At 50.7% G+C, this 26,537-nt stretch carries 18 protein-coding genes, 5 tRNA genes, 3 rRNA genes and 1 riboswitch; of the genes, 24 read left to right on the top strand and 2 right to left on the bottom strand.

All coding sequences use genetic code 11. From position 1 onward, the window contains the following. The first annotated feature begins 108 nt into the window (after nt 1-108). From EAS44_RS23615 to yijD, 4 genes are all read left to right on the top strand, one after another. A complete protein-coding gene (locus tag EAS44_RS23615) occupies nt 109-1,275 on the top strand; it encodes a M20 aminoacylase family protein (RefSeq protein WP_000569571.1) in 1,167 nt (388 codons plus the stop codon). 42 nt (nt 1,276-1,317) lie between these two features. Continuing rightward, the gene (locus EAS44_RS23610; protein WP_000125464.1) at nt 1,318-2,634 is read left to right on the top strand and encodes a citrate-proton symporter; all 1,317 of its coding nucleotides are present in this window, start codon (nt 1,318-1,320) and stop codon (nt 2,632-2,634) included. Nucleotides 2,635-2,737: 103 nt separating this feature from the next. Further along, on the top strand, nt 2,738-3,388 hold the full coding sequence (gene fabR, locus EAS44_RS23605) for an HTH-type transcriptional repressor FabR (RefSeq protein ID WP_122083113.1): 651 nt from the start codon (nt 2,738-2,740) through the stop codon (nt 3,386-3,388). Beyond that, nucleotides 3,388-3,747: a YijD family membrane protein gene (yijD, locus tag EAS44_RS23600; protein WP_000806411.1), complete on the top strand. Its 360-nt coding sequence runs from the start codon at nt 3,388-3,390 to the stop codon at nt 3,745-3,747. The genes fabR and yijD overlap by 1 nt, the downstream gene beginning before the upstream one ends. Nucleotides 3,748-3,786: 39 nt before the next feature. On the opposite strand, the gene trmA is transcribed toward yijD, so the two are convergent. Beyond that, the gene (gene trmA, locus EAS44_RS23595; RefSeq protein WP_025857216.1) at nt 3,787-4,887 is read right to left on the bottom strand and encodes a tRNA (uridine(54)-C5)-methyltransferase TrmA; all 1,101 of its coding nucleotides are present in this window, start codon (nt 4,885-4,887) and stop codon (nt 3,787-3,789) included. A 113-nt stretch (nt 4,888-5,000) separates the two neighbouring features. Then, nucleotides 5,001-5,191: riboswitch (cobalamin riboswitch) on the top strand. A 64-nt stretch (nt 5,192-5,255) separates the two neighbouring features. On the opposite strand from trmA, the gene btuB reads away from it, so the two are divergent. The 8 genes from btuB to birA all read left to right on the top strand — a co-directional run bounded on the left by btuB (nt 5,256) and on the right by birA (nt 15,413). Then, entirely contained in the window at nt 5,256-7,100 is a 1,845-nt protein-coding gene (gene btuB, locus EAS44_RS23590; protein WP_000591379.1) for a TonB-dependent vitamin B12 receptor BtuB, read from the top strand. Next, nucleotides 7,045-7,902, top strand: coding sequence for a glutamate racemase (gene murI / locus EAS44_RS23585; protein ID WP_000201829.1), 858 nt, complete (start codon nt 7,045-7,047; stop codon nt 7,900-7,902). Before btuB ends, murI begins: the two co-directional genes overlap by 56 nt. A gap of 373 nt (nt 7,903-8,275) precedes the next feature. Beyond that, nucleotides 8,276-9,817 (top strand): 16S ribosomal RNA (locus EAS44_RS23580). An 85-nt stretch (nt 9,818-9,902) separates the two neighbouring features. Beyond that, nucleotides 9,903-9,978, top strand: a tRNA-Glu gene (locus EAS44_RS23575). A gap of 193 nt (nt 9,979-10,171) precedes the next feature. Further along, nucleotides 10,172-13,075 (top strand): 23S ribosomal RNA (locus EAS44_RS23570). A gap of 95 nt (nt 13,076-13,170) precedes the next feature. Further along, nucleotides 13,171-13,286, top strand: a 5S ribosomal RNA gene (rrf, locus tag EAS44_RS23565). The 16S, 23S and 5S rRNA genes sit together here with 1 tRNA gene alongside, the layout of an rRNA operon. Nucleotides 13,287-13,422: 136 nt before the next feature. After that, nucleotides 13,423-14,451, top strand: a complete 1,029-nt coding sequence (gene murB, locus EAS44_RS23560; protein WP_001016654.1) for a UDP-N-acetylmuramate dehydrogenase — start codon at nt 13,423-13,425, stop codon at nt 14,449-14,451. Next, a complete protein-coding gene (birA, locus tag EAS44_RS23555; protein WP_000654598.1) occupies nt 14,448-15,413 on the top strand; it encodes a bifunctional biotin--[acetyl-CoA-carboxylase] ligase/biotin operon repressor BirA in 966 nt (321 codons plus the stop codon). The genes murB and birA overlap by 4 nt, the downstream gene beginning before the upstream one ends. A 28-nt stretch (nt 15,414-15,441) precedes the next feature. Here the strand turns inward: birA and coaA are convergent, their stop codons facing one another. Further along, nucleotides 15,442-16,392: a type I pantothenate kinase gene (gene coaA, locus EAS44_RS23550; protein ID WP_000023081.1), complete on the bottom strand. Its 951-nt coding sequence runs from the start codon at nt 16,390-16,392 to the stop codon at nt 15,442-15,444. A 361-nt stretch (nt 16,393-16,753) separates the two neighbouring features. Here coaA and EAS44_RS23545 point away from each other — a divergent pair. The 12 genes from EAS44_RS23545 to rpoB all read left to right on the top strand — a co-directional run bounded on the left by EAS44_RS23545 (nt 16,754) and on the right by rpoB (nt 26,518). Further along, a tRNA-Thr gene (locus EAS44_RS23545) sits at nt 16,754-16,829 on the top strand. Nucleotides 16,830-16,837: 8 nt separating this feature from the next. After that, nucleotides 16,838-16,922, top strand: a tRNA-Tyr gene (locus tag EAS44_RS23540). 116 nt (nt 16,923-17,038) lie between these two features. Further along, nucleotides 17,039-17,113, top strand: a tRNA-Gly gene (locus tag EAS44_RS23535). A gap of 6 nt (nt 17,114-17,119) precedes the next feature. Then, nucleotides 17,120-17,195, top strand: a tRNA-Thr gene (locus tag EAS44_RS23530). A 114-nt stretch (nt 17,196-17,309) separates the two neighbouring features. Beyond that, entirely contained in the window at nt 17,310-18,494 is a 1,185-nt protein-coding gene (gene tuf, locus EAS44_RS23525; RefSeq protein ID WP_000031784.1) for an elongation factor Tu, read from the top strand. 229 nt (nt 18,495-18,723) lie between these two features. After that, nucleotides 18,724-19,107, top strand: a complete 384-nt coding sequence (gene secE, locus EAS44_RS23520) for a preprotein translocase subunit SecE (protein ID WP_001275702.1) — start codon at nt 18,724-18,726, stop codon at nt 19,105-19,107. 1 nt (nt 19,108) lies between these two features. Beyond that, the gene (gene nusG, locus EAS44_RS23515; protein ID WP_001287521.1) at nt 19,109-19,654 is read left to right on the top strand and encodes a transcription termination/antitermination protein NusG; all 546 of its coding nucleotides are present in this window, start codon (nt 19,109-19,111) and stop codon (nt 19,652-19,654) included. A gap of 158 nt (nt 19,655-19,812) precedes the next feature. Next, nucleotides 19,813-20,241, top strand: coding sequence for a 50S ribosomal protein L11 (rplK, locus tag EAS44_RS23510; protein WP_001085926.1), 429 nt, complete (start codon nt 19,813-19,815; stop codon nt 20,239-20,241). 3 nt (nt 20,242-20,244) lie between these two features. Beyond that, a complete protein-coding gene (gene rplA, locus EAS44_RS23505) occupies nt 20,245-20,949 on the top strand; it encodes a 50S ribosomal protein L1 (protein ID WP_001096684.1) in 705 nt (234 codons plus the stop codon). A gap of 291 nt (nt 20,950-21,240) precedes the next feature. Beyond that, a complete protein-coding gene (gene rplJ, locus EAS44_RS23500; RefSeq protein WP_001207201.1) occupies nt 21,241-21,738 on the top strand; it encodes a 50S ribosomal protein L10 in 498 nt (165 codons plus the stop codon). A gap of 66 nt (nt 21,739-21,804) precedes the next feature. Then, nucleotides 21,805-22,170 carry a 50S ribosomal protein L7/L12 gene (gene rplL / locus EAS44_RS23495; RefSeq protein ID WP_000028878.1) on the top strand — a complete coding sequence of 122 codons (366 nt, stop codon included), beginning with the start codon at nt 21,805-21,807 and terminating at the stop codon, nt 22,168-22,170. 319 nt (nt 22,171-22,489) lie between these two features. Next, nucleotides 22,490-26,518, top strand: a complete 4,029-nt coding sequence (rpoB, locus tag EAS44_RS23490) for a DNA-directed RNA polymerase subunit beta (protein WP_000263098.1) — start codon at nt 22,490-22,492, stop codon at nt 26,516-26,518. Nucleotides 26,519-26,537 lie beyond the last annotated feature (19 nt).

Raw genomic sequence — 26,537 nt, 5'->3', positions numbered from 1 at the left:
TCTTATAAAACAAATATATAAATATTTTATATTGATGAGTTATTTGTATTTATACCATCAATAAAATCCGTTAATTAGCCTGTTTATAAGTGAATAAAGGAATAGCCGATGATCGAACACTATATTCGTGGGTTTGAGGAAGAACTTCGCGAGATCCGCCATCAGATCCACGAAAACCCGGAGCTGGGATTACAAGAATTTAAAACCAGTGCTTTGGTTGCGGAAAAGCTGCGCCAGTGGGGCTATGAGGTTGAGCAAGGGCTGGCGACAACCGGCGTGGTAGCCACGTTAAAAGTGGGCGACGGAGAGAAAAGTATTGGCCTGCGGGCGGATATGGATGCGTTGCCGATTTATGAAAATAGTGGCAAGCCCTGGGCCAGTAAACATCCTGGTTTAATGCACGCCTGCGGGCATGACGGGCATACCACCATACTGCTGGGGGCTGCGCGTTATTTTGCCGAAACCCGCCGTTTTAACGGCACGTTACGCCTTATCTTCCAGCCTGCGGAAGAGATGATTAACGGCGGTGAGATCATGGTTAAAGAGGGGCTTTTTGATCGTTTCCCCTGCGATGTCATTTTCGGGATGCACAACATGCCGGGTTTGCCGGTCGGCAAGTTTTTCTTCCAGCCTGGGGCGCTGATGGCGTCAATGGATCAGTTCCATATTACGGTTCGTGGTTGTGGCGGACACGGTGCGATCCCGCACAAAGCCATCGATCCAGTGCTGGTTGCCGCACATATCACCACCGCATTACAAAGCATTGTGTCGCGCAATGTCGATCCGCTGGAAGCGGCGGTAATTACCGTCGGCAGCATTGTTGCGGGTGAGGCGGCTAACGTCATTCCTGACAGTGCTGAGATGAAAATCAGTGTCCGCTCTCTTAGCCGCGATACCCGACAACTTCTTCTGACCCGTATTCCTGCTCTTGCACAAGCCCAGGCTGCCAGCTTTGGCGCTACGGCTGAGGTTACGCATGTTAACGGTACACCGGTATTAGTAAATGACGAGGAGATGGCGCGCTTCGCCTGGCAGGTGGCGTGCAAAACATTTGGTGAAGATCGGGCTGAGTTTGGCATCAAACCCCTGATGGGCAGTGAAGATTTCTCTTTCATGCTGGAAGCCCAACCCAAAGGCGGTTTCCTGTTATTCGGTAATGGCGATGTCGGGGAAGGTTCCTGCATGGTGCATAACCCCGGTTACGACTTTAACGATGCAAGCCTGGTCCCGGCAAGCAGCTACTGGGGCGCACTGGTTGAAGCCTGGCTGCAATAAATAAAACAACACACAACAACACTTTTTGGCAAGGAACATGGAATGACGGCGATCGTAAATGAAACCGTGAGTGTGAAGAAAAAGCCCAGCGGCAGGCGGGTGATCTTTGCCTCGGCGTTTGGCAATGCGCTCGAATTTTTTGATTTTGGCGTTTACAACTTTTTTGTGGTCTATATCAGTACGCTTTTCTTCCCACCCAGTGCCGATCATAACGTCGCGCTGTTACTGGCATTTGCAACGTTTGGTGTGAGCTTTTTTATGCGTCCGCTCGGTGGGATTATCGTTGGTGCCTGGGCCGATCGCTTCGGGCGTAAACCGGCGATGGTGTTCACTATTGCTCTGATGAGCCTCGGTACGCTGATGATCGGCATCGCACCGACGTATGAAACGGCGGGCTATTGGGGAACTGCAACGCTGGTGCTGGCGCGTCTAATTCAGGGCGTTGCGGCAGGTGGTGAAGTCGGGGCTTCAATGTCGCTACTGGTGGAGTCAGCTCCGGCAAATCGTCGCGGCTTTTACAGCAGTTGGTCACTGGCGACCCAAGGGCTGGCAACGACCTTCGGTGGGGTTGTTGCTTTAGGTCTGAGCGCATGGCTACCGTTCGCCACAGGTTCAGAAACCGTAATGGCAGAATGGGGCTGGCGTGTGCCGTTTTTTATTGGCGTGTTATTAGCACCTATCGGTTGCTGGTTGCGTCTGAGCCTGGAAAATGACGTACCTGAGCCAGTGCGCAATAAAAAAGCTGCTACCAGCGAAAGCGCGTTTTCTCTGCTCCTGCAACATAAGGCGACTATCGTTAATGGCGTTTTACTCGCTATTGGTAGCACGGTCGCAACCTATATCTCCCTCTTTTATTACGGCACCTGGGCGGCGAAGTATCTGGCGATGCCTCAACATTATTCTCATGCAGCGATGTTACTGGCGGGGGTAATTACGTTTGTGGGTGCGCTGTTGGTGGGGATGCTATGTGATTCGGTTGGGCGTAAAAAGCTGATTTTAATCTCCCGTGTGATGGTGCTTCTCTGTAGCTGGCCGTCATTCTGGCTGTTGGTGAATTACCCAAGCCCTGGCATGTTGCTGACGGTGGTTTTCGTGATGGTCAGCTTTACCACGCTTGGCGGTGTGCCAGTGATGTTGTTGATCTCTGAACTGTTGCCGAAACGGATTCGGGCATTAGGTTTCGCGCTGGTTTATAGCATTGGCGTAGCAATCTTTGGCGGTTTTGCGCAATATTTCGCCACGCAATCCATCGTGTTGCTGGATAGTCTGACGGCTCCGGCGTGGTATCTGGGGGGAGGCACGTTGCTGTCGATGCTGGCGTTGTTGTACGTAAAAGAACCGGCCAAAGAATTGCAGTAAATATGTTTTATTGCGTTACCGTTCATTCACAACACTGGAGCAATCCAGTATGTTCATTCTCTGGTATAGTGCCAGCAGTACTTTTGGCAAGGATTCAGACATCGTGATGGGCGTAAGAGCGCAACAAAAAGAAAAAACCCGCCGTTCGCTGGTGGAAGCCGCATTTAGCCAATTAAGTGCTGAACGCAGCTTCGCCAGCCTGAGTTTGCGTGAAGTGGCACGAGAAGCAGGCATTGCTCCCACCTCTTTTTATCGGCATTTCCGCGACGTAGACGAACTGGGTCTGACCATGGTTGATGAGAGCGGTTTAATGCTACGCCAACTCATGCGTCAGGCGCGTCAGCGTATCGCCAAAGGCGGGAGTGTGATCCGCACCTCGGTCTCCACATTTATGGAGTTCATCGGTAATAATCCTAACGCCTTCCGGTTATTATTGCGGGAACGCTCCGGCACCTCCGCTGCGTTTCGTGCCGCCGTTGCGCGTGAAATTCAGCACTTCATTGCGGAACTTGCGGACTATCTGGAACTCGAAAACCATATGCCGCGTGCGTTTACTGAAGCGCAAGCCGAAGCAATGGTGACGATTGTCTTCAGTGCGGGGGCCGAGGCGTTGGATGTCGGCGTCGAGCAACGCCGGCAATTAGAAGAGCGACTGGTACTGCAGCTGCGAATGATTTCGAAAGGGGCTTATTACTGGTATCGCCGTGAACAAGAGAAAACCACAATTATTCCGGGAAATGTGAAGGACGAGTAATGAAACAAGCAAATCAAGATAGAGGTACGCTGCTGCTAGCGTTGGTTGCTGGCTTATCGATCAATGGTACTTTTGCAGCGCTGTTTAGCTCCATTGTACCATTTTCTGTATTCCCGATTATTTCCCTGGTGTTGACAGTTTACTGCCTGCATCAACGTTATCTTAATCGCACTATGCCGGTAGGCTTGCCGGGTCTGGCAGCTGCTTGTTTTATTCTCGGCGTACTGCTGTACAGCACGGTAGTTCGTGCGGAATATCCGGATATCGGCTCTAACTTCTTCCCGGCAGTACTGTCCGTCATTATGGTGTTCTGGATTGGCGCGAAGATGCGTAACCGTAAGCAGGAAGTTGCTGAGTAATCGGTATCATGCCGGATGCAAGCGCATCCGGCATGGGTTTTACTTCGCGGTCAGTAATACGCCGCACTCCATATGGTGCGTGTAGGGGAACTGATCAAATAGAGCCAGACGTTCGACCTTGTGCGTCTGGCTTAATGTTTCCAGATTCTTGCATAACGTTTCCGGATTGCAGGAGATATACAGAATACGTGGATACGCCTGCACCATTTTCTCGGTTTCACTGTCCAGACCGCTGCGCGGTGGGTCGACAAAAATGGTTTCGCACTGATAACTCTTTAAGTCGATTCCTTGCAGGCGGTTAAACTCGCGCACACCATTCATCGCCTGAGTAAATTCTTCTGCCGCCATACGAATAATTTGTACGTTATCAATATGGTTAGCGGCAATGTTGTATTGCGCGGCGGCGACTGACGGCTTGGCGATTTCGGTGGCTAATACCCGATCAAAATTGCGTGCCAGCGCTAATGAAAAGTTACCGTTGCCGCAGTATAGCTCCAGTAAATCGCCTTTTGAGCCTTTGGTTACGTCCAGCGCCCATTCCAGCATCTGAATATTCATCGCCGTGTTCGGTTGGGTAAAGCTGTTTTCTACCTGACGGTAGATCATCTCTTTCCCCGCGATCGGCAGACGTTCGTCGATGTAATCCTGATCCAGCGCGATTTTGGTTTTCGTTGCCCGACCAATCAGATGCACATTCAGATTCTGCGCGCGCAGTGCATCGCGCAGGGCTTCCGCCTGCTGACGCCACTCATCATCCAGCTTTTTATGGTACAGCAAGGAAACAACCGCTTGATTGCTTAGCGTAGTGAGGTAATCAATCTGGAACAACTTGTGGCGCAGAATGGGATTATTACGCACACCCGCAATCATCGCCGTCATCAACTGGTTGATAAGTTCACTGGCGGCGGGGAAGCTATCCACACGGATACGACTTTTGGTTTGTTGATCGAAAATGATGTGGTACAGGTCATCGCCATCGTGCCAGATGCGGAACTCCGCACGCATCCGATAATGACTGACCGGCGAGCGAAACACTTCCGGAACCAGGTCAGAAAACGGTGCCATCATACTTTGCAAACGTACCACTTTTTCGGCTAACTGCGCTTCATACTGTTCTGTTGGAAGGTGTTCGGGGGTCATGATGTATCCTGAAAAATTAAAGTACGCGGCGATTGTAGGGATTGCTCATCAGATGTCCAGATCTTGATGAATTCCTATTTGTGAGCTACGTCTGGACAGTAACTTGTTACAACCTGTAGCATCCACTTGCCGGTCCTGTGAGTTAATAGGGAATCCAGTGCGAATCTGGAGCTGACGCGCAGCGGTAAGGAAAGGTGCGATGATTGCGTTATGCGGACACTGCCATCCGGTGGGAAGTCATCATCTCTTAGTATCTTAGATACCCCTCCAAGCCCGAAGACCTGCCGGCCAACGTCGCATCTGGTTCTCATCATCGCGTAATATTGATGAAACCTGCGGCATCCTTCTTCTATTGTGGATGCTTTACAATGATTAAAAAAGCTTCGCTGCTGACGGCGTGTTCTGTCACGGCATTTTCCGCTTGGGCACAGGATACCAGCCCGGATACTCTCGTCGTTACTGCTAACCGTTTTGAACAACCGCGCAGCACTGTGCTTGCGCCAACTACTGTTGTGACGCGTCAGGATATCGACCGCTGGCAGTCGACCTCGGTCAATGATGTGCTGCGCCGTCTTCCGGGCGTGGATATCACCCAAAACGGCGGTTCAGGTCAGCTCTCATCTATTTTTATTCGCGGTACAAATGCCAGTCATGTGTTGGTGTTAATTGATGGCGTCCGCCTGAATTTGGCGGGGGTGAGTGGTTCTGCTGATCTTAGTCAGTTCCCTATTGCGCTTGTCCAGCGTGTTGAATATATCCGTGGGCCGCGCTCCGCTGTTTATGGTTCAGATGCAATAGGCGGGGTCGTGAATATCATCACGACGCGCGATCACCCCGGAACGGAAATTTCAGCAGGGTGGGGAAGCAATAGTTATCAGAACTATGATGTTTCTACACAGCAACAACTGGGGGATAAGACACGGGTAACGCTGTTGGGCGATTATGCCCATACTCATGGTTATGATGTTGTCGCCTATGGTAATACCGGAACGCAAGCGCAGCCAGATAACGATGGTTTTTTAAGTAAAACGCTTTATGGCGCGCTGGAGCATAATTTTACTGATGTCTGGAGCGGCTTTGTGCGCGGCTATGGCTATGATAATCGTACCAATTATGACGCATATTATTCTCCCGGCTTGCCACTGGTCGATACCCGTAAACTCTATAGCCAAAGTTGGGATGCCGGACTGCGCTATAACGGCGAACTGATTAAATCACAACTGATTACCAGCTACAGCCATAGCAAAGATTACAACTACGATCCGCATTATGGTCGTTATGATTCGTCCGCGACGCTCGATGAGATGAAACAGTACACCGTCCAGTGGGCAAACAACATCATCATTGGCCACGGTAATATTGGTGCGGGTGTTGACTGGCAGAAGCAGAGCACGGCACCGGGCACAGCTTATGTTGAGGATGGATATGATCAACGTAATACCGGCATCTATCTGACTGGGCTGCAACAAGTCGGCGATTTTACTTTTGAAGGCGCAGGACGCAGCGACGATAATTCTCAGTTTGGTCGTCATGGTACCTGGCAAACCAGCGCCGGTTGGGAGTTCATCGAAGGTTATCGCTTTATTGCTTCCTACGGAACATCTTATAAGGCACCAAATCTTGGGCAACTGTATGGCACCTACGGTAATCCGAATCTGAATCCTGAGAAAAGCAAACAATGGGAAGGCGCGTTTGAAGGCTTAACTGCTGGGGTTAACTGGCGTATTTCCGGATATCGTAACGATGTCAGTGACTTGATCGATTATGATGATCACACCCTGAAATATTACAACGAAGGGAAAGCGCGGATTAAGGGTGTCGAGGCGACCGCTAATTTTGATACCGGACCACTGACGCATACTGTGAGTTATGATTATGTTGATGCGCGCAATGCAATTACTGACACGCCGTTGTTACGCCGTGCTAAACAGCAGGTGAAATACCAGCTCGACTGGCAGTTGTATGACTTCGACTGGGGGATTACTTATCAGTATTTAGGCACTCGCTATGATAAGGATTACTCATCTTATCCTTATCAAACCGTTAAAATGGGCGGTGTGAGCTTGTGGGATCTTGCGGTTGCGTATCCGGTCACCTCTCACCTGACAGTTCGTGGTAAAATAGCCAACCTGTTCGACAAAGATTATGAGACAGTCTATGGCTACCAAACTGCAGGACGGGAATACACCTTGTCTGGCAGCTACACCTTCTGAACCACGTCCCACCGTGCTGGTGTTTGACTCCGGCGTCGGTGGGTTGTCGGTCTATGACGAGATCCGGCATCTCTTACCGGATCTCCATTACATTTATGCTTTCGATAACGTCGCTTTCCCGTATGGCGAAAAAAGCGAAGTGTTTATTGTTGAGCGAGTGGTGGAAATTGTCACCGCAGTGCAAGAACGTTATCCCCTTGCGCTGGCTGTGGTCGCTTGCAACACCGCCAGTACCGTTTCACTTCCTGCATTACGCGAAAAGTTCGACTTCCCGGTTGTTGGTGTCGTGCCGGCGATTAAACCTGCTGCACGTCTGACGGCAAATGGCATTGTCGGATTACTGGCAACCCGCGGAACTGTTAAACGTTCTTATACTCATGAGCTGATCGCGCGTTTCGCTAATGAATGCCAGATAGAAATGCTGGGCTCGGCAGAGATGGTTGAGTTGGCTGAAGCGAAGCTGCATGGCGAAGATGTTTCTCTGGATGCGCTAAAACGTATCCTACGCCCGTGGTTAAGAATGAAAGAGCCGCCAGATACCGTTGTACTGGGGTGTACCCATTTCCCTCTACTACAAGAAGAACTGTTACAGGTGCTGCCAGAGGGAACCCGGCTGGTGGATTCTGGCGCAGCGATTGCTCGCCGAACGGCCTGGCTGTTAGAACATGAAGCCCCGGATGCAAAATCTGCCGATGCGAATATTGCCTTTTGTATGGCAATGACGCCAGAAGCTGAACAATTATTGCCCGTTTTACAGCGTTACGGCTTCGAAACGCTCGAAAAACTGGCAGTTTTAGGCTGATTTGGTTGAATGTTGCGCGGTCAGAAAATTATTTTAAATTTCCTCTTGTCAGGCCGGAATAACTCCCTATAATGCGCCACCACTGACACGGAACAACGGCAAACACGCCGCCGGGTCAGCGGGGTTCTCCTGAGAACTTCGGCAGAGAAAGCAAAAATAAATGCTTGACTCTGTAGCGGGAAAGCGTATCATGCACACCCCGCGCCGCTGAGAAAAAGCGAAGCGGCACTGCTCTTTAACAATTTATCAGACAATCTGTGTGGGCACTCGAAGATACGGATTCTTAACGTCGCAAGACGAAAAATGAATACCAAGTCTCAGGAGTGAACACGTAATTCATTACGAAGTTTAATTCTTTGAGCATCAAACTTTTAAATTGAAGAGTTTGATCATGGCTCAGATTGAACGCTGGCGGCAGGCCTAACACATGCAAGTCGAACGGTAACAGGAAGCAGCTTGCTGCTTTGCTGACGAGTGGCGGACGGGTGAGTAATGTCTGGGAAACTGCCTGATGGAGGGGGATAACTACTGGAAACGGTAGCTAATACCGCATAACGTCGCAAGACCAAAGAGGGGGACCTTAGGGCCTCTTGCCATCGGATGTGCCCAGATGGGATTAGCTAGTAGGTGGGGTAACGGCTCACCTAGGCGACGATCCCTAGCTGGTCTGAGAGGATGACCAGCCACACTGGAACTGAGACACGGTCCAGACTCCTACGGGAGGCAGCAGTGGGGAATATTGCACAATGGGCGCAAGCCTGATGCAGCCATGCCGCGTGTATGAAGAAGGCCTTCGGGTTGTAAAGTACTTTCAGCGGGGAGGAAGGGAGTAAAGTTAATACCTTTGCTCATTGACGTTACCCGCAGAAGAAGCACCGGCTAACTCCGTGCCAGCAGCCGCGGTAATACGGAGGGTGCAAGCGTTAATCGGAATTACTGGGCGTAAAGCGCACGCAGGCGGTTTGTTAAGTCAGATGTGAAATCCCCGGGCTCAACCTGGGAACTGCATCTGATACTGGCAAGCTTGAGTCTCGTAGAGGGGGGTAGAATTCCAGGTGTAGCGGTGAAATGCGTAGAGATCTGGAGGAATACCGGTGGCGAAGGCGGCCCCCTGGACGAAGACTGACGCTCAGGTGCGAAAGCGTGGGGAGCAAACAGGATTAGATACCCTGGTAGTCCACGCCGTAAACGATGTCGACTTGGAGGTTGTGCCCTTGAGGCGTGGCTTCCGGAGCTAACGCGTTAAGTCGACCGCCTGGGGAGTACGGCCGCAAGGTTAAAACTCAAATGAATTGACGGGGGCCCGCACAAGCGGTGGAGCATGTGGTTTAATTCGATGCAACGCGAAGAACCTTACCTGGTCTTGACATCCACGGAAGTTTTCAGAGATGAGAATGTGCCTTCGGGAACCGTGAGACAGGTGCTGCATGGCTGTCGTCAGCTCGTGTTGTGAAATGTTGGGTTAAGTCCCGCAACGAGCGCAACCCTTATCCTTTGTTGCCAGCGGTCCGGCCGGGAACTCAAAGGAGACTGCCAGTGATAAACTGGAGGAAGGTGGGGATGACGTCAAGTCATCATGGCCCTTACGACCAGGGCTACACACGTGCTACAATGGCGCATACAAAGAGAAGCGACCTCGCGAGAGCAAGCGGACCTCATAAAGTGCGTCGTAGTCCGGATTGGAGTCTGCAACTCGACTCCATGAAGTCGGAATCGCTAGTAATCGTGGATCAGAATGCCACGGTGAATACGTTCCCGGGCCTTGTACACACCGCCCGTCACACCATGGGAGTGGGTTGCAAAAGAAGTAGGTAGCTTAACCTTCGGGAGGGCGCTTACCACTTTGTGATTCATGACTGGGGTGAAGTCGTAACAAGGTAACCGTAGGGGAACCTGCGGTTGGATCACCTCCTTACCTTAAAGAAGCGTACTTTGCAGTGCTCACACAGATTGTCTGATAGAAAGTGAAAAGCAAGGCGTCTTGCGAAGCAGACTGATACGTCCCCTTCGTCTAGAGGCCCAGGACACCGCCCTTTCACGGCGGTAACAGGGGTTCGAATCCCCTAGGGGACGCCACTTGCTGGTTTGTGAGTGAAAGTCACCTGCCTTAATATCTCAAAACTCATCTTCGGGTGATGTTTGAGATATTTGCTCTTTAAAAATCTGGATCAAGCTGAAAATTGAAACACTGAACAACGAAAGTTGTTCGTGAGTCTCTCAAATTTTCGCAACACGATGATGGATCGCAAGAAACATCTTCGGGTTGTGAGGTTAAGCGACTAAGCGTACACGGTGGATGCCCTGGCAGTCAGAGGCGATGAAGGACGTGCTAATCTGCGATAAGCGTCGGTGAGGTGATATGAACCGTTATAACCGGCGATTTCCGAATGGGGAAACCCAGTGTGTTTCGACACACTATCATTAACTGAATCCATAGGTTAATGAGGCGAACCGGGGGAACTGAAACATCTAAGTACCCCGAGGAAAAGAAATCAACCGAGATTCCCCCAGTAGCGGCGAGCGAACGGGGAGGAGCCCAGAGCCTGAATCAGTGTGTGTGTTAGTGGAAGCGTCTGGAAAGGCGCGCGATACAGGGTGACAGCCCCGTACACAAAAATGCACATATTGTGAGCTCGATGAGTAGGGCGGGACACGTGGTATCCTGTCTGAATATGGGGGGACCATCCTCCAAGGCTAAATACTCCTGACTGACCGATAGTGAACCAGTACCGTGAGGGAAAGGCGAAAAGAACCCCGGCGAGGGGAGTGAAAAAGAACCTGAAACCGTGTACGTACAAGCAGTGGGAGCCTCTTTATGGGGTGACTGCGTACCTTTTGTATAATGGGTCAGCGACTTATATTCTGTAGCAAGGTTAACCGAATAGGGGAGCCGAAGGGAAACCGAGTCTTAACTGGGCGTTAAGTTGCAGGGTATAGACCCGAAACCCGGTGATCTAGCCATGGGCAGGTTGAAGGTTGGGTAACACTAACTGGAGGACCGAACCGACTAATGTTGAAAAATTAGCGGATGACTTGTGGCTGGGGGTGAAAGGCCAATCAAACCGGGAGATAGCTGGTTCTCCCCGAAAGCTATTTAGGTAGCGCCTCGTGAATTCATCTCCGGGGGTAGAGCACTGTTTCGGCAAGGGGGTCATCCCGACTTACCAACCCGATGCAAACTGCGAATACCGGAGAATGTTATCACGGGAGACACACGGCGGGTGCTAACGTCCGTCGTGAAGAGGGAAACAACCCAGACCGCCAGCTAAGGTCCCAAAGTCATGGTTAAGTGGGAAACGATGTGGGAAGGCCCAGACAGCCAGGATGTTGGCTTAGAAGCAGCCATCATTTAAAGAAAGCGTAATAGCTCACTGGTCGAGTCGGCCTGCGCGGAAGATGTAACGGGGCTAAACCATGCACCGAAGCTGCGGCAGCGACACTATGTGTTGTTGGGTAGGGGAGCGTTCTGTAAGCCTGTGAAGGTGGCCTGTGAGGGTTGCTGGAGGTATCAGAAGTGCGAATGCTGACATAAGTAACGATAAAGCGGGTGAAAAGCCCGCTCGCCGGAAGACCAAGGGTTCCTGTCCAACGTTAATCGGGGCAGGGTGAGTCGACCCCTAAGGCGAGGCCGAAAGGCGTAGTCGATGGGAAACAGGTTAATATTCCTGTACTTGGTGTTACTGCGAAGGGGGGACGGAGAAGGCTATGTTGGCCGGGCGACGGTTGTCCCGGTTTAAGCGTGTAGGCTGGTTTTCCAGGCAAATCCGGAAAACCAAGGCTGAGGCGTGATGACGAGGCACTACGGTGCTGAAGCGACAAATGCCCTGCTTCCAGGAAAAGCCTCTAAGCATCAGGTAACATCAAATCGTACCCCAAACCGACACAGGTGGTCAGGTAGAGAATACCAAGGCGCTTGAGAGAACTCGGGTGAAGGAACTAGGCAAAATGGTGCCGTAACTTCGGGAGAAGGCACGCTGATATGTAGGTGAAGCGACTTGCTCGTGGAGCTGAAATCAGTCGAAGATACCAGCTGGCTGCAACTGTTTATTAAAAACACAGCACTGTGCAAACACGAAAGTGGACGTATACGGTGTGACGCCTGCCCGGTGCCGGAAGGTTAATTGATGGGGTTAGCGGTAACGCGAAGCTCTTGATCGAAGCCCCGGTAAACGGCGGCCGTAACTATAACGGTCCTAAGGTAGCGAAATTCCTTGTCGGGTAAGTTCCGACCTGCACGAATGGCGTAATGATGGCCAGGCTGTCTCCACCCGAGACTCAGTGAAATTGAACTCGCTGTGAAGATGCAGTGTACCCGCGGCAAGACGGAAAGACCCCGTGAACCTTTACTATAGCTTGACACTGAACATTGAGCCTTGATGTGTAGGATAGGTGGGAGGCTTTGAAGTGTGGACGCCAGTCTGCATGGAGCCGACCTTGAAATACCACCCTTTAATGTTTGATGTTCTAACGTTGGCCCGTAATCCGGGTTGCGGACAGTGTCTGGTGGGTAGTTTGACTGGGGCGGTCTCCTCCTAAAGAGTAACGGAGGAGCACGAAGGTTGGCTAATCCTGGTCGGACATCAGGAGGTTAGTGCAATGGCATAAGCCAGCTTGACTGCGAGCGTGACGGCGCGAGCAGGTGCGAAAGCAGGTCATAGTGATCCGGTGGTTCTGAATGGAAGGGCCATCGCTCAACGGATAAAAGGTACTCCGGGGATAACAGGCTGATACCGCCCAAGAGTTCATATCGACGGCGGTGTTTGGCACCTCGATGTCGGCTCATCACATCCTGGGGCTGAAGTAGGTCCCAAGGGTATGGCTGTTCGCCATTTAAAGTGGTACGCGAGCTGGGTTTAGAACGTCGTGAGACAGTTCGGTCCCTATCTGCCGTGGGCGCTGGAGAACTGAGGGGGGCTGCTCCTAGTACGAGAGGACCGGAGTGGACGCATCACTGGTGTTCGGGTTGTCATGCCAATGGCACTGCCCGGTAGCTAAATGCGGAAGAGATAAGTGCTGAAAGCATCTAAGCACGAAACTTGCCCCGAGATGAGTTCTCCCTGAGACTTAGAGTCTCCTGAAGGAACGTTGAAGACGACGACGTTGATAGGCCGGGTGTGTAAGCGCAGCGATGCGTTGAGCTAACCGGTACTAATGAACCGTGAGGCTTAACCTTACAACGCCGAAGATGTTTTGGCGGATGAGAGAAGATTTTCAGCCTGATACAGATTAGATTAACCGGCGACAAGCGGGTTAATGAAACAGAATTTGCCTGGCGGCCTTAGCGCGGCGGTCCCACCTGACCCCATGCCGAACTCAGAAGTGAAACGCCGTAGCGCCGATGGTAGTGTGGGGTCTCCCCATGCGAGAGTAGGGAACTGCCAGGCATCAAATTTAGCGAAAGGCCCAGTCGGAAGACTGGGCCTTTTTGCGTTTCTATAAACTCTTCCTGTCGTCATATCTACAAGCCATCCCCCCACAGATACGGTAAACTAGCCTCGTTTTTGCATCAGGAAAGCAGCTATGAACCACTCCTTAAAACCCTGGAACACATTTGGCATTGATCATAATGCTCAGCACATTGTATGTGCCGAAGACGAACAACAATTACTCAATGCCTGGCAGCATGCAACCGCAGAAGGACAACCCGTTCTTATTCTGGGTGAAGGAAGTAATGTACTTTTTCTGGAGGACTATCGCGGCACGGTGATCATCAACCGGATCAAAGGTATCGAAATTCATGATGAACCTGATGCGTGGTATTTACATGTAGGAGCCGGAGAAAACTGGCATCGCCTGGTAAAATACACTTTGCAGGAAGGTATGCCTGGTCTGGAAAATCTGGCATTAATTCCTGGTTGTATCGGCTCATCACCTATCCAGAATATTGGTGCTTATGGCGTAGAATTACAGCGAGTTTGCGCTTATGTTGATTGTGTTGAACTGGCGACAGGCAAGCAAGTACGCTTAACTGCCAAAGAGTGCCGTTTTGGCTATCGAGACAGTATTTTTAAACATGAATACCAGGATCGCTTCGCCATTGTAGCCGTAGGTCTGCGTCTGCCAAAAGAGTGGCAACCTGTACTGACGTATGGTGACTTAACTCGCCTGGATCCTTCAACGGTAACGCCACAGCAAGTATTTGATGCGGTGTGTCATATGCGCACCACCAAACTCCCTGATCCAAAAGTGAACGGTAATGCGGGTAGTTTCTTCAAAAATCCTGTTGTTTCTGCCGAAACTGCTAACGCGTTGTTGGCACAATTTCCAACAGCCCCACATTACCCCCAGGTGGATGGTTCAGTAAAACTGGCCGCGGGTTGGCTTATTGATCAGTGCCAGCTTAAAGGGACGCAAATTGGTGGGGCTGCGGTACACCGTCAACAGGCGCTGGTTCTCATAAATGAGCACGATGCAAAAAGCGAAGATGTTGTACAGCTGGCGCATCATGTAAGACAAAAAGTGGGTGAAAAATTTAATGTCTGGCTTGAGCCTGAAGTCCGCTTTATTGGTGCATCAGGTGAAGTGAGCGCAGTGGAGACAATTTCATGAAGGATAACACCGTGCCACTGAAATTGATCGCCCTGTTAGCGAATGGCGAATTTCACTCTGGCGAGCAGTTGGGTGAAACGCTGGGAATGAGCCGGGCGGCTATTAATAAACACATTCAGACACTGCGTGACTGGGGCGTTGATGTATTTACTGTTCCGGGTAAAGGATACAGCTTGCCCGAGCCAATCCAGTTACTTAATGCCGAAAAGATATTGAGTCAGCTGGATGACGGCAGTGTAGCCGTGCTGCCAGTTATTGACTCCACGAATCAGTATCTCCTGGACCGCATCGGAGAGCTTAAATCTGGCGATGCCTGTGTTGCAGAATACCAGCATGCTGGCCGTGGTCGTCGTGGTCGGAAATGGTTTTCGCCTTTTGGCGCGAACTTATATTTGTCGATGTTCTGGCGTCTGGAACAGGGCCCGGCGGCGGCGATTGGTTTAAGTCTGGTTATCGGTATCGTGATGGCGGAAGTATTACGCAAGCTGGGTGCAGATAAAGTTCGTGTTAAATGGCCTAATGACCTCTATCTGCAGGATCGCAAGCTGGCAGGCATTCTTGTGGAGCTGACTGGCAAAACCGGCGATGCGGCGCAAATAGTCATTGGTGCAGGGATCAACATGGCAATGCGTCGTGTTGAAGAGAGTGTCGTTAATCAAGGGTGGATCACGCTGCAGGAAGCCGGGATCAATCTCGATCGTAATACTCTTGCGGCCATGCTGATACGTGAATTACGCGCGGCGCTGGAACTCTTCGAGCAAGAAGGATTGACACCTTATCTTTCGCGCTGGGAAAAGTTGGATAATTTTATTAATCGCCCAGTGAAACTTATCATTGGTGATAAAGAAATATTTGGCATTTCACGCGGAATAGACAAACAGGGTGCTTTATTACTTGAGCAGGATGGAATAATAAAACCCTGGATGGGCGGTGAAATATCCCTGCGTAGTGCAGAAAAATAAGAAAGGGGAGCATTAACTCCCCTTTAAATTATTTGCGTAGTCTGACCTCTTCTACTGCATGATTAGCACTTTTCGTCAGGATTAAACTGGCACGCTCGCGAGTAGGTAGAATATTTTGCTTTAAGTTCAGCCAGTTGATCTCTTTCCACAATGTCATGGCAGTCTTAATAGCTTCTTCTTTAGTTAATTTCGCGTAGTTATGAAAATAGGAATCCGGGTCTGTAAAAGCCCCTTCGCGGAATTTCAGAAAACGGTTGATATACCACGTCTGAAGTAAGTCTTCCGGTGCATCAACATATATCGAAAAATCGACAAAATCAGAAACAAATACATGATGTGGATCGTGTGGATAATCCATCCCGCTCTGTAAGACATTTAACCCTTCAAGAATTAAAATATCAGGCTGAACAACAGTTTTATCTCCATCCGGGATCACATCATAAATAAGATGCGAGTAAACAGGGGCTGTAACGTTTGGCACGCCGGATTTGAGATCGGAAACAAACTTCACCAGGCGATGCATATCATACGATTCCGGGAAGCCTTTCTTCTTCATCAGACCACGTTCTTTCAGAACCTGATTAGGGTGAAGGAAGCCATCTGTAGTGATCAGTTCAACACGACGATGTTCCGGCCAACGGCTTAATAGCGCCTGCAATACACGGGCGGTTGTACTTTTCCCCACCGCGACACTACCAGCAATACTGATAATGTAAGGAATGCGTTGCCCGTTGGTACCAAGAAACTGTTCCAGAACTGCCTGACGGCGCAGATTCGAGCTTATATAGAAGTTCAGCAAACGTGACAGAGGTAAATAGATCTCGGCAACTTCTTCTAACGAGAGATCTTCATTAATACCTTTGAGACGGGCGATCTCATCTTCCGATAACGTCATAGGTACGGAATCACGCAGAGCTGCCCACTGGTTGCGGTCAAACTGTAGGTAAGGCGTCATTAACGTTTGCTCTTTTATACTCATAAGCATGTTTCTGGCGGTCATAGCTCTATCGGCAAAGCGATATTTGCCATGGCGCGTCACAGTTCTGTTGAATGGGTTAATGGGCAGGAGGGTAACACCAGATGGGGAGGAATAATAAGAAAAAATCTCTCCCAGGAAGCTATCGTTGAAAAGCAATGTGACAGATATTCCATCTGATAAAAAGAATTATGGTTTAGCAGGAGCACATTGTTGAGCACAATGATGTTGAAAAAGTGTGCTAATCTGCCCTCCGTTCGGCTGTTTCTTCATCGTGTCGCATAAAATGTGACCAATAAAACAAATTATGCAATTTTTTAGTTGCATGAACTCGCATGTCTCCATAGAATGCGCGCTACTTGATGCCGACTTAGCTCAGTAGGTAGAGCAACTGACTTGTAATCAGTAGGTCACCAGTTCGATTCCGGTAGTCGGCACCATCAAGTCCGGTGGGGTTCCCGAGCGGCCAAAGGGAGCAGACTGTAAATCTGCCGTCACAGACTTCGAAGGTTCGAATCCTTCCCCCACCACCAATTTCGGCCACGCGATGGCGTAGCCCGAGACGATAAGTTCGCTTACCGGCTCGAATAAAGAGAGCTTCTCTCGATATTCAGTGCAGAATGAAAATCAGGTAGCCGAGTTCCAGGATGCGGGCATCGTATAATGGCTATTACCTCAGCCTTCCAAGCTGATGATGCGGGTTCGATTCCCGCTGCCCGCTCCAAGATGTGCTGATATAGCTCAGTTGGTAGAGCGCACCCTTGGTAAGGGTGAGGTCGGCAGTTCGAATCTGCCTATCAGCACCACTTCTTTTCTCCTCCCTGTTTTTTCCTTCTGTTTATTGCATTCAACAAGTCGGGCATGTTGCCTGGTTGATGTGGTGATATCACCGATTTATCCGTGTCTTAGAGGGACAATCGATGTCTAAAGAAAAGTTTGAACGTACAAAACCGCACGTTAACGTCGGTACTATCGGCCACGTTGACCATGGTAAAACAACGCTGACCGCTGCAATCACTACCGTACTGGCTAAAACCTACGGCGGTGCTGCTCGCGCATTCGACCAGATCGATAACGCGCCGGAAGAAAAAGCTCGTGGTATCACCATCAACACTTCTCACGTTGAATACGACACCCCGACCCGTCACTACGCGCACGTAGACTGCCCGGGGCACGCCGACTATGTTAAAAACATGATCACCGGTGCTGCTCAGATGGACGGCGCGATCCTGGTAGTTGCTGCGACTGACGGCCCGATGCCGCAGACTCGTGAGCACATCCTGCTGGGTCGTCAGGTAGGCGTTCCGTACATCATCGTGTTCCTGAACAAATGCGACATGGTTGATGACGAAGAGCTGCTGGAACTGGTTGAAATGGAAGTTCGTGAACTTCTGTCTCAGTACGACTTCCCGGGCGACGACACTCCGATCGTTCGTGGTTCTGCTCTGAAAGCGCTGGAAGGCGACGCAGAGTGGGAAGCGAAAATCCTGGAACTGGCTGGCTTCCTGGATTCCTACATTCCGGAACCAGAGCGTGCGATTGACAAGCCGTTCCTGCTGCCGATCGAAGACGTATTCTCCATCTCCGGTCGTGGTACCGTTGTTACCGGTCGTGTAGAACGCGGTATCATCAAAGTTGGTGAAGAAGTTGAAATCGTTGGTATCAAAGAGACTCAGAAGTCTACCTGTACTGGCGTTGAAATGTTCCGCAAACTGCTGGACGAAGGCCGTGCTGGTGAGAACGTAGGTGTTCTGCTGCGTGGTATCAAACGTGAAGAAATCGAACGTGGTCAGGTACTGGCTAAGCCGGGCACCATCAAGCCGCACACCAAGTTCGAATCTGAAGTGTACATTCTGTCCAAAGATGAAGGCGGTCGTCATACTCCGTTCTTCAAAGGCTACCGTCCGCAGTTCTACTTCCGTACTACTGACGTGACTGGTACCATCGAACTGCCGGAAGGTGTAGAGATGGTAATGCCGGGCGACAACATCAAAATGGTTGTTACCCTGATCCACCCGATCGCGATGGACGACGGTCTGCGTTTCGCAATCCGTGAAGGCGGCCGTACCGTTGGCGCGGGCGTTGTAGCAAAAGTTCTGAGCTAATTGCCGATAACATTTGACGCAATGCGCACTAAAAGGGCATCATTTGATGCCCTTTTTGCACGCTTTCGTACCAGAACCTGGCTCATCAGTGATTTTCTTTGTCATAATCATTGCTGAGACAGGCTCTGTTGAGGGCGTATAATCCGAAAAGCTAATACGCGTTTCGATTTGGTTTGCCTCGCGATCGCGGGGTGAAAATGTTTGTAGAATACTTCTGACAGGTTGGTTTATGAGTGCGAATACCGAAGCTCAAGGAAGCGGGCGCGGCCTGGAAGCGATGAAGTGGGTCGTTGTGGTGGCATTGCTCCTGGTAGCGATTGTCGGCAACTACCTTTATCGCGACATTATGCTGCCGCTGCGTGCGCTGGCCGTAGTAATTCTGATTGCTGCAGCGGGTGGTGTCGCGCTGTTAACGACAAAAGGTAAAGCAACCGTTGCTTTTGCCCGTGAAGCGCGTACCGAAGTCCGTAAGGTCATTTGGCCGACTCGCCAGGAAACATTGCACACCACGCTGATTGTGGCTGCGGTTACCGCAGTAATGTCACTGATCCTGTGGGGACTGGATGGTATTCTGGTTCGCCTGGTATCCTTTATCACTGGCCTGAGGTTCTGAGATGTCTGAAGCTCCTAAAAAGCGCTGGTACGTCGTTCAGGCGTTTTCCGGTTTTGAAGGCCGCGTAGCAACGTCGCTGCGTGAGCATATCAAATTACACAACATGGAAGAGTTGTTTGGTGAAGTCATGGTACCAACCGAAGAAGTGGTTGAAATCCGTGGCGGTCAGCGTCGCAAAAGCGAACGTAAATTCTTCCCTGGCTACGTCCTCGTTCAGATGGTGATGAACGACGCGAGCTGGCACCTGGTGCGCAGCGTACCGCGTGTGATGGGCTTCATCGGCGGTACTTCCGATCGTCCTGCGCCAATCAGCGATAAAGAAGTCGATGCGATTATGAACCGCCTGCAGCAGGTTGGTGATAAGCCGCGTCCGAAAACGTTGTTTGAACCGGGTGAAATGGTCCGTGTTAATGATGGTCCGTTCGCTGACTTCAACGGCGTTGTTGAAGAAGTTGATTACGAGAAATCTCGTCTGAAAGTGTCTGTTTCTATCTTCGGTCGTGCGACCCCTGTAGAGCTGGACTTCAGCCAGGTTGAAAAAGCTTAACCCAGCGATCAAAAAAGCGGCGATTTAATCGTTGCACAAGGCGCGAGATTGGAATACAATTTCGCGCCTTTTGTTTTTATGGGCCTTGCCCGTAAAACGATTTTTTATATCACGGGGAGCCTCTCAGAGGCGTTATTACCCAACTTGAGGAATTTATAATGGCTAAGAAAGTACAAGCCTATGTCAAGCTGCAGGTTGCAGCTGGTATGGCTAACCCGAGTCCGCCAGTAGGTCCGGCTCTGGGTCAGCAGGGCGTAAACATCATGGAATTCTGCAAAGCGTTCAACGCAAAAACTGATTCCATCGAAAAAGGTCTGCCGATTCCGGTAGTAATCACTGTTTACGCTGACCGTTCTTTCACTTTCGTTACCAAGACTCCGCCGGCAGCAGTTCTGCTGAAAAAAGCGGCTGGTATCAAGTCTGGTTCCGGTAAGCCGAACAAAGACAAAGTGGGTAAAATTTCCCGCGCTCAGCTGCAGGAAATCGCGCAGACCAAAGCTGCCGACATGACTGGTGCCGACATTGAAGCGATGACTCGCTCCATCGAAGGTACTGCACGTTCCATGGGCCTGGTAGTGGAGGACTAAGAAATGGCTAAACTGACCAAGCGCATGCGTGTTATCCGCGAGAAAGTTGATGCAACCAAACAGTACGACATCAACGAAGCTATCGCTCTGCTGAAAGAACTGGCGACTGCTAAATTCGTAGAAAGCGTGGACGTAGCTGTTAACCTCGGCATCGACGCTCGTAAATCTGACCAGAACGTACGTGGTGCAACTGTACTGCCGCACGGTACTGGCCGTTCCGTTCGCGTAGCCGTATTTACCCAGGGTGCAAACGCTGAAGCTGCTAAAGCTGCAGGTGCTGAACTGGTAGGTATGGAAGATCTGGCTGACCAGATCAAGAAAGGCGAAATGAACTTTGACGTTGTTATTGCTTCTCCGGATGCAATGCGCGTTGTTGGCCAGCTGGGCCAGGTTCTGGGTCCGCGCGGCCTGATGCCAAACCCGAAAGTGGGTACTGTAACGCCGAACGTTGCTGAAGCGGTTAAAAACGCTAAAGCTGGCCAGGTTCGTTACCGTAACGACAAAAACGGCATCATCCACACCACCATCGGTAAAGTGGACTTTGACGCTGACAAACTGAAAGAAAACCTGGAAGCTCTGCTGGTTGCGCTGAAAAAAGCAAAACCGACTCAGGCGAAAGGCGTGTACATCAAGAAAGTTAGCATCTCTACCACCATGGGTGCAGGTGTTGCAGTTGACCAGGCTGGCCTGAGCGCTTCTGTAAACTAATGCCTTTACGTGGGCGGTGATTTTGTCTACAATCTTACCCCCACGTATGCTAACGAAAGTTAGCAGCTAAAAAGATTTGTTCGTTGGAGCCTGGCCTATCCAGGCCTCCGTCGAAGACCGCAGGAGTTTCGCAAGAAACTTAATCCCCTGCGTAGACGGTGACAGAACGCTAAGATTATTCTTTTATATTCTGGCTTGTTTCTGCTCACCGTAATTAAGACGCTCTCTCCGTTTGGAGGAGTGAAGTGAGTTCCAGAGATTTTCTCTGGCAAACATCCAGGAGCAAAGCTAATGGCTTTAAATCTTCAAGACAAACAAGCGATTGTTGCTGAAGTCAGCGAAGTAGCCAAAGGCGCGCTGTCTGCAGTAGTTGCGGATTCCCGTGGCGTAACTGTAGATAAAATGACTGAACTGCGTAAAGCAGGTCGCGAAGCTGGCGTATACATGCGTGTTGTTCGTAACACCCTGCTGCGCCGTGCTGTTGAAGGTACTCCGTTCGAGTGCCTGAAAGATGCGTTTGTTGGTCCGACCCTGATTGCATACTCTATGGAACACCCGGGCGCTGCTGCTCGTCTGTTCAAAGAGTTCGCGAAAGCGAATGCAAAATTTGAGGTCAAAGCCGCTGCCTTTGAAGGTGAGCTGATCCCGGCGTCTCAGATCGACCGCCTGGCAACTCTGCCGACCTACGAAGAAGCAATTGCACGCCTGATGGCAACCATGAAAGAAGCTTCGGCTGGCAAACTGGTTCGTACTCTGGCTGCTGTACGCGATGCGAAAGAAGCTGCTTAATCGCAGTTATCTTTTTAACGCATTCGCTTACGTATAAACTTATTCTGATATTCAGGAACAATTTAAATGTCTATCACTAAAGATCAAATCATTGAAGCAGTTGCAGCTATGTCTGTAATGGACGTTGTAGAACTGATCTCTGCAATGGAAGAAAAATTCGGTGTTTCCGCTGCTGCTGCTGTAGCTGTAGCTGCTGGCCCGGTTGAAGCTGCTGAAGAAAAAACTGAATTCGACGTAATTCTGAAAGCTGCTGGCGCTAACAAAGTTGCTGTTATCAAAGCAGTACGTGGCGCAACTGGCCTGGGTCTGAAAGAAGCTAAAGACCTGGTTGAATCTGCACCGGCTGCTCTGAAAGAAGGCGTGAGCAAAGACGACGCAGAAGCACTGAAAAAAGCTCTGGAAGAAGCTGGCGCTGAAGTTGAAGTTAAATAAGCCAACCCTTCCGGTTGCAGCCTGAGAAATCAGGCTGATGGCTGGTGACTTTTTAGTCACCAGCCTTTTTGCGCTGTAAGGCGCCAGTAGCGTTTCACACTGTTTGACTACTGCTGTGCCTTTCAATGCTTGTTTCTATCGACGACTTAATATACTGCGACAGGACGCCCGTTCTGTGTAAATCGCAATGAAATGGTTTAAGCGTGATAGCAACAGGCATTGCGGAAAGTGTTCCATTTTCCGGTCAACAAAATAGTGTTGCACAAACTGTCCGCTCAATGGACAGATGGGTCGACTTGTCAGCGAGCTGAGGAACCCTATGGTTTACTCCTATACCGAGAAAAAACGTATTCGTAAGGATTTTGGTAAACGTCCACAAGTTCTGGATGTACCTTATCTCCTTTCTATCCAGCTTGACTCGTTTCAGAAATTTATCGAGCAAGATCCTGAAGGGCAGTATGGTCTGGAAGCTGCTTTCCGTTCCGTATTCCCGATTCAGAGCTACAGCGGTAATTCCGAGCTGCAATACGTCAGCTACCGCCTTGGCGAACCGGTGTTTGACGTCCAGGAATGTCAAATCCGTGGCGTGACCTATTCCGCACCGCTGCGCGTTAAACTGCGTCTGGTGATCTATGAGCGCGAAGCGCCGGAAGGCACCGTAAAAGACATTAAAGAACAAGAAGTCTACATGGGCGAAATTCCGCTCATGACGGACAACGGTACCTTTGTTATCAACGGTACTGAGCGTGTTATCGTTTCCCAGCTGCACCGTAGTCCGGGGGTCTTTTTTGACTCCGACAAAGGTAAAACCCACTCTTCGGGTAAGGTGCTGTATAACGCGCGCATCATCCCTTACCGTGGTTCCTGGCTGGACTTCGAATTCGATCCGAAGGACAACCTGTTCGTACGTATCGACCGTCGCCGTAAACTACCTGCGACAATCATTCTGCGTGCCCTGAACTACACCACAGAGCAGATCCTCGACCTGTTCTTTGAAAAAGTTATCTTTGAAATCCGTGATAACAAGTTGCAGATGGAACTGGTGCCGGAACGCCTGCGTGGTGAAACCGCATCTTTTGACATCGAAGCTAACGGTAAAGTGTACGTAGAAAAAGGCCGCCGCATTACTGCGCGCCATATTCGCCAGCTGGAAAAAGACGACGTCAAGCTGATCGAAGTTCCGGTTGAGTACATCGCAGGTAAAGTGGTTGCTAAAGACTACATTGATGAGTCTACCGGCGAGCTGATCTGCGCAGCGAACATGGAGCTGAGCCTGGATCTGCTGGCTAAGCTGAGCCAGTCTGGTCATAAGCGTATCGAAACGCTGTTCACCAACGATCTGGATCACGGCCCATATATCTCTGAAACCTTACGTGTCGACCCAACTAACGACCGTCTGAGCGCACTGGTAGAAATCTACCGTATGATGCGCCCTGGCGAGCCGCCGACTCGTGAAGCTGCTGAAAGCCTGTTCGAGAACCTGTTCTTCTCCGAAGACCGCTATGACTTGTCTGCGGTTGGTCGTATGAAGTTCAACCGTTCTCTGCTGCGCGAAGAAATCGAAGGTTCCGGTATCCTGAGCAAAGACGACATCATTGATGTTATGAAAAAGCTCATCGATATCCGTAACGGTAAAGGCGAAGTTGATGATATCGACCACCTCGGCAACCGTCGTATCCGTTCTGTTGGCGAAATGGCGGAAAACCAGTTCCGCGTTGGCCTGGTACGTGTAGAGCGTGCGGTGAAAGAGCGTCTGTCTCTGGGCGATCTGGATACCCTGATGCCTCAGGATATGATCAACGCCAAGCCGATTTCCGCAGCAGTGAAAGAGTTCTTCGGTTCCAGCCAGCTGTCTCAGTTTATGGACCAGAACAACCCGCTGTCTGAGATTACGCACAAACGTCGTATCTCGGCACTCGGCCCAGGCGGTCTGACCCGTGAACGTGCAGGCTTCGAAGTTCGAGACGTACACCCGACTCACTACGGTCGCGTATGTCCAATCGAAACCCCTGAAGGTCCGAACATCGGTCTGATCAACTCCCTGTCCGTGTACGCACAGACTAACGAATACGGCTTCCTTGAGACTCCGTATCGTAAAGTGACCGACGGTGTTGTAACTGACGAAATTCACTATCTGTCTGCTATCGAAGAAGGCAACTACGTTATCGCCCAGGCGAACTCCAACCTGGATGAAGAAGGCCACTTCGTAGAAGACCTGGTAACTTGCCGTAGCAAAGGCGAATCCAGCTTGTTCAGCCGCGACCAGGTTGACTACATGGACGTATCCACCCAGCAGGTGGTATCCGTCGGTGCGTCCCTGATCCCGTTCCTGGAACACGATGACGCCAACCGTGCATTGATGGGTGCGAACATGCAACGTCAGGCCGTTCCGACTCTGCGTGCTGATAAGCCGCTGGTTGGTACGGGTATGGAACGTGCTGTTGCCGTTGACTCCGGTGTAACTGCGGTTGCTAAACGTGGTGGTGTCGTTCAGTACGTGGATGCTTCCCGTATCGTTATCAAAGTTAACGAAGACGAGATGTATCCGGGTGAAGCAGGTATCGACATCTACAACCTGACCAAGTACACCCGTTCTAACCAGAACACCTGTATCAACCAGATGCCGTGTGTGTCTCTGGGTGAACCGGTAGAACGCGGCGACGTGCTGGCAGACGGTCCGTCCACCGATCTCGGTGAACTGGCGCTTGGTCAGAACATGCGCGTAGCGTTCATGCCGTGGAATGGTTACAACTTCGAAGACTCCATCCTCGTATCCGAGCGTGTTGTTCAGGAAGACCGTTTCACCACCATCCATATTCAGGAACTGGCGTGTGTGTCCCGTGATACCAAGCTGGGGCCGGAAGAGATCACCGCTGACATCCCGAACGTGGGTGAAGCTGCTCTCTCCAAACTGGATGAATCCGGTATCGTTTACATTGGTGCGGAAGTGACCGGTGGCGACATTCTGGTTGGTAAGGTAACGCCGAAAGGTGAAACTCAGCTGACCCCAGAAGAAAAACTGCTGCGTGCGATCTTCGGTGAGAAAGCGTCTGACGTTAAAGACTCTTCTCTGCGCGTACCAAACGGTGTATCCGGTACGGTTATCGATGTTCAGGTCTTTACTCGCGATGGCGTAGAAAAAGACAAACGTGCGCTGGAAATCGAAGAAATGCAGCTCAAACAGGCGAAGAAAGACCTGTCTGAAGAACTGCAGATCCTCGAAGCGGGTCTGTTCAGCCGTATCCGTGCTGTGCTGGTAGCCGGTGGCGTTGAAGCTGAGAAACTCGACAAACTGCCGCGCGATCGCTGGCTGGAGCTGGGCCTGACCGACGAAGAGAAACAAAATCAGCTGGAACAGCTGGCTGAGCAGTATGACGAACTGAAACACGAGTTCGAGAAGAAACTCGAAGCGAAACGCCGCAAAATCACCCAGGGCGACGATCTGGCACCGGGCGTGCTGAAGATTGTTAAGGTATATCTGGCGGTTAAACGCCGTATCCAGCCTGGTGACAAGATGGCAGGCCGTCATGGTAACAAGGGTGTAATTTCTAAGATCAACCCGATCGAAGATATGCCTTACGATGAAAACGGTACTCCGGTAGACATCGTACTGAACCCGCTGGGCGTACCGTCTCGTATGAACATTGGTCAGATCCTCGAAACCCACCTGGGTATGGCTGCGAAAGGTATCGGCGACAAGATCAACGCCATGCTGAAACAGCAGCAAGAAGTCGCGAAACTGCGCGAATTCATCCAGCGTGCGTACGATCTGGGCGCTGATGTTCGTCAGAAAGTTGACCTGAGTACCTTCAGCGATGAAGAAGTTATGCGTCTGGCTGAAAACCTGCGCAAAGGTATGCCAATCGCAACGCCGGTCTTCGACGGTGCGAAAGAAGCAGAAATTAAAGAGCTGCTGAAACTTGGCGACCTGCCGACTTCTGGTCAGATCCGCCTGTACGACGGTCGCACTGGTGAACAGTTCGAGCGTCCGGTAACCGTTGGTTACATGTACATGCTGAAACTGAACCACCTGGTCGACGACAAGATGCACGCGCGTTCCACCGGTTCTTACAGCCTGGTTACTCAGCAGCCGCTGGGTGGTAAGGCACAGTTCGGTGGTCAGCGTTTCGGGGAGATGGAAGTGTGGGCGCTGGAAGCATATGGCGCAGCATACACCCTGCAGGAAATGCTCACCGTTAAGTCTGATGACGTGAACGGCCGTACTAAGATGTATAAAAACATCGTGGACGGCAACCATCAGATGGAGCCGGGCATGCCAGAATCCTTCAACGTATTGTTGAAAGAGATTCGTTCGCTGGGTATCAACATCGAACTGGAAGACGAGTAATTCTCGCTCAAACAGGTCA

The sequence above is a fragment of the Escherichia coli DSM 30083 = JCM 1649 = ATCC 11775 genome, from assembly GCF_003697165.2.
Classification (GTDB): domain Bacteria; phylum Pseudomonadota; class Gammaproteobacteria; order Enterobacterales; family Enterobacteriaceae; genus Escherichia; species Escherichia coli.
This window is presented reverse-complemented; position numbering and strand designations above follow the sequence as displayed.

Bases quoted from the DNA above. Each gene is read 5' to 3' on its own strand.
- EAS44_RS23615 (WP_000569571.1), top strand. From the start codon at position 109: ATGATCGAACACTATATTCGTGGGTTTGAGGAAGAACTTCGCGAGATC.
- EAS44_RS23610 (WP_000125464.1), top strand. From the start codon at position 1,318: ATGACGGCGATCGTAAATGAAACCGTGAGTGTGAAGAAAAAGCCCAGC.
- yijD (WP_000806411.1), top strand. From the start codon at position 3,388: ATGAAACAAGCAAATCAAGATAGAGGTACGCTGCTGCTAGCGTTGGTT.
- trmA (WP_025857216.1), bottom strand. From the start codon at position 4,887: ATGACCCCCGAACACCTTCCAACAGAACAGTATGAAGCGCAGTTAGCC.
- btuB (WP_000591379.1), top strand. From the start codon at position 5,256: ATGATTAAAAAAGCTTCGCTGCTGACGGCGTGTTCTGTCACGGCATTT.
- murI (WP_000201829.1), top strand. From the start codon at position 7,045: ATGGCTACCAAACTGCAGGACGGGAATACACCTTGTCTGGCAGCTACA.
- murB (WP_001016654.1), top strand. From the start codon at position 13,423: ATGAACCACTCCTTAAAACCCTGGAACACATTTGGCATTGATCATAAT.
- birA (WP_000654598.1), top strand. From the start codon at position 14,448: ATGAAGGATAACACCGTGCCACTGAAATTGATCGCCCTGTTAGCGAAT.
- coaA (WP_000023081.1), bottom strand. From the start codon at position 16,392: ATGAGTATAAAAGAGCAAACGTTAATGACGCCTTACCTACAGTTTGAC.
- tuf (WP_000031784.1), top strand. From the start codon at position 17,310: ATGTCTAAAGAAAAGTTTGAACGTACAAAACCGCACGTTAACGTCGGT.
- secE (WP_001275702.1), top strand. From the start codon at position 18,724: ATGAGTGCGAATACCGAAGCTCAAGGAAGCGGGCGCGGCCTGGAAGCG.
- nusG (WP_001287521.1), top strand. From the start codon at position 19,109: ATGTCTGAAGCTCCTAAAAAGCGCTGGTACGTCGTTCAGGCGTTTTCC.
- rplK (WP_001085926.1), top strand. From the start codon at position 19,813: ATGGCTAAGAAAGTACAAGCCTATGTCAAGCTGCAGGTTGCAGCTGGT.
- rplA (WP_001096684.1), top strand. From the start codon at position 20,245: ATGGCTAAACTGACCAAGCGCATGCGTGTTATCCGCGAGAAAGTTGAT.
- rplJ (WP_001207201.1), top strand. From the start codon at position 21,241: ATGGCTTTAAATCTTCAAGACAAACAAGCGATTGTTGCTGAAGTCAGC.
- rplL (WP_000028878.1), top strand. From the start codon at position 21,805: ATGTCTATCACTAAAGATCAAATCATTGAAGCAGTTGCAGCTATGTCT.
- rpoB (WP_000263098.1), top strand. From the start codon at position 22,490: ATGGTTTACTCCTATACCGAGAAAAAACGTATTCGTAAGGATTTTGGT.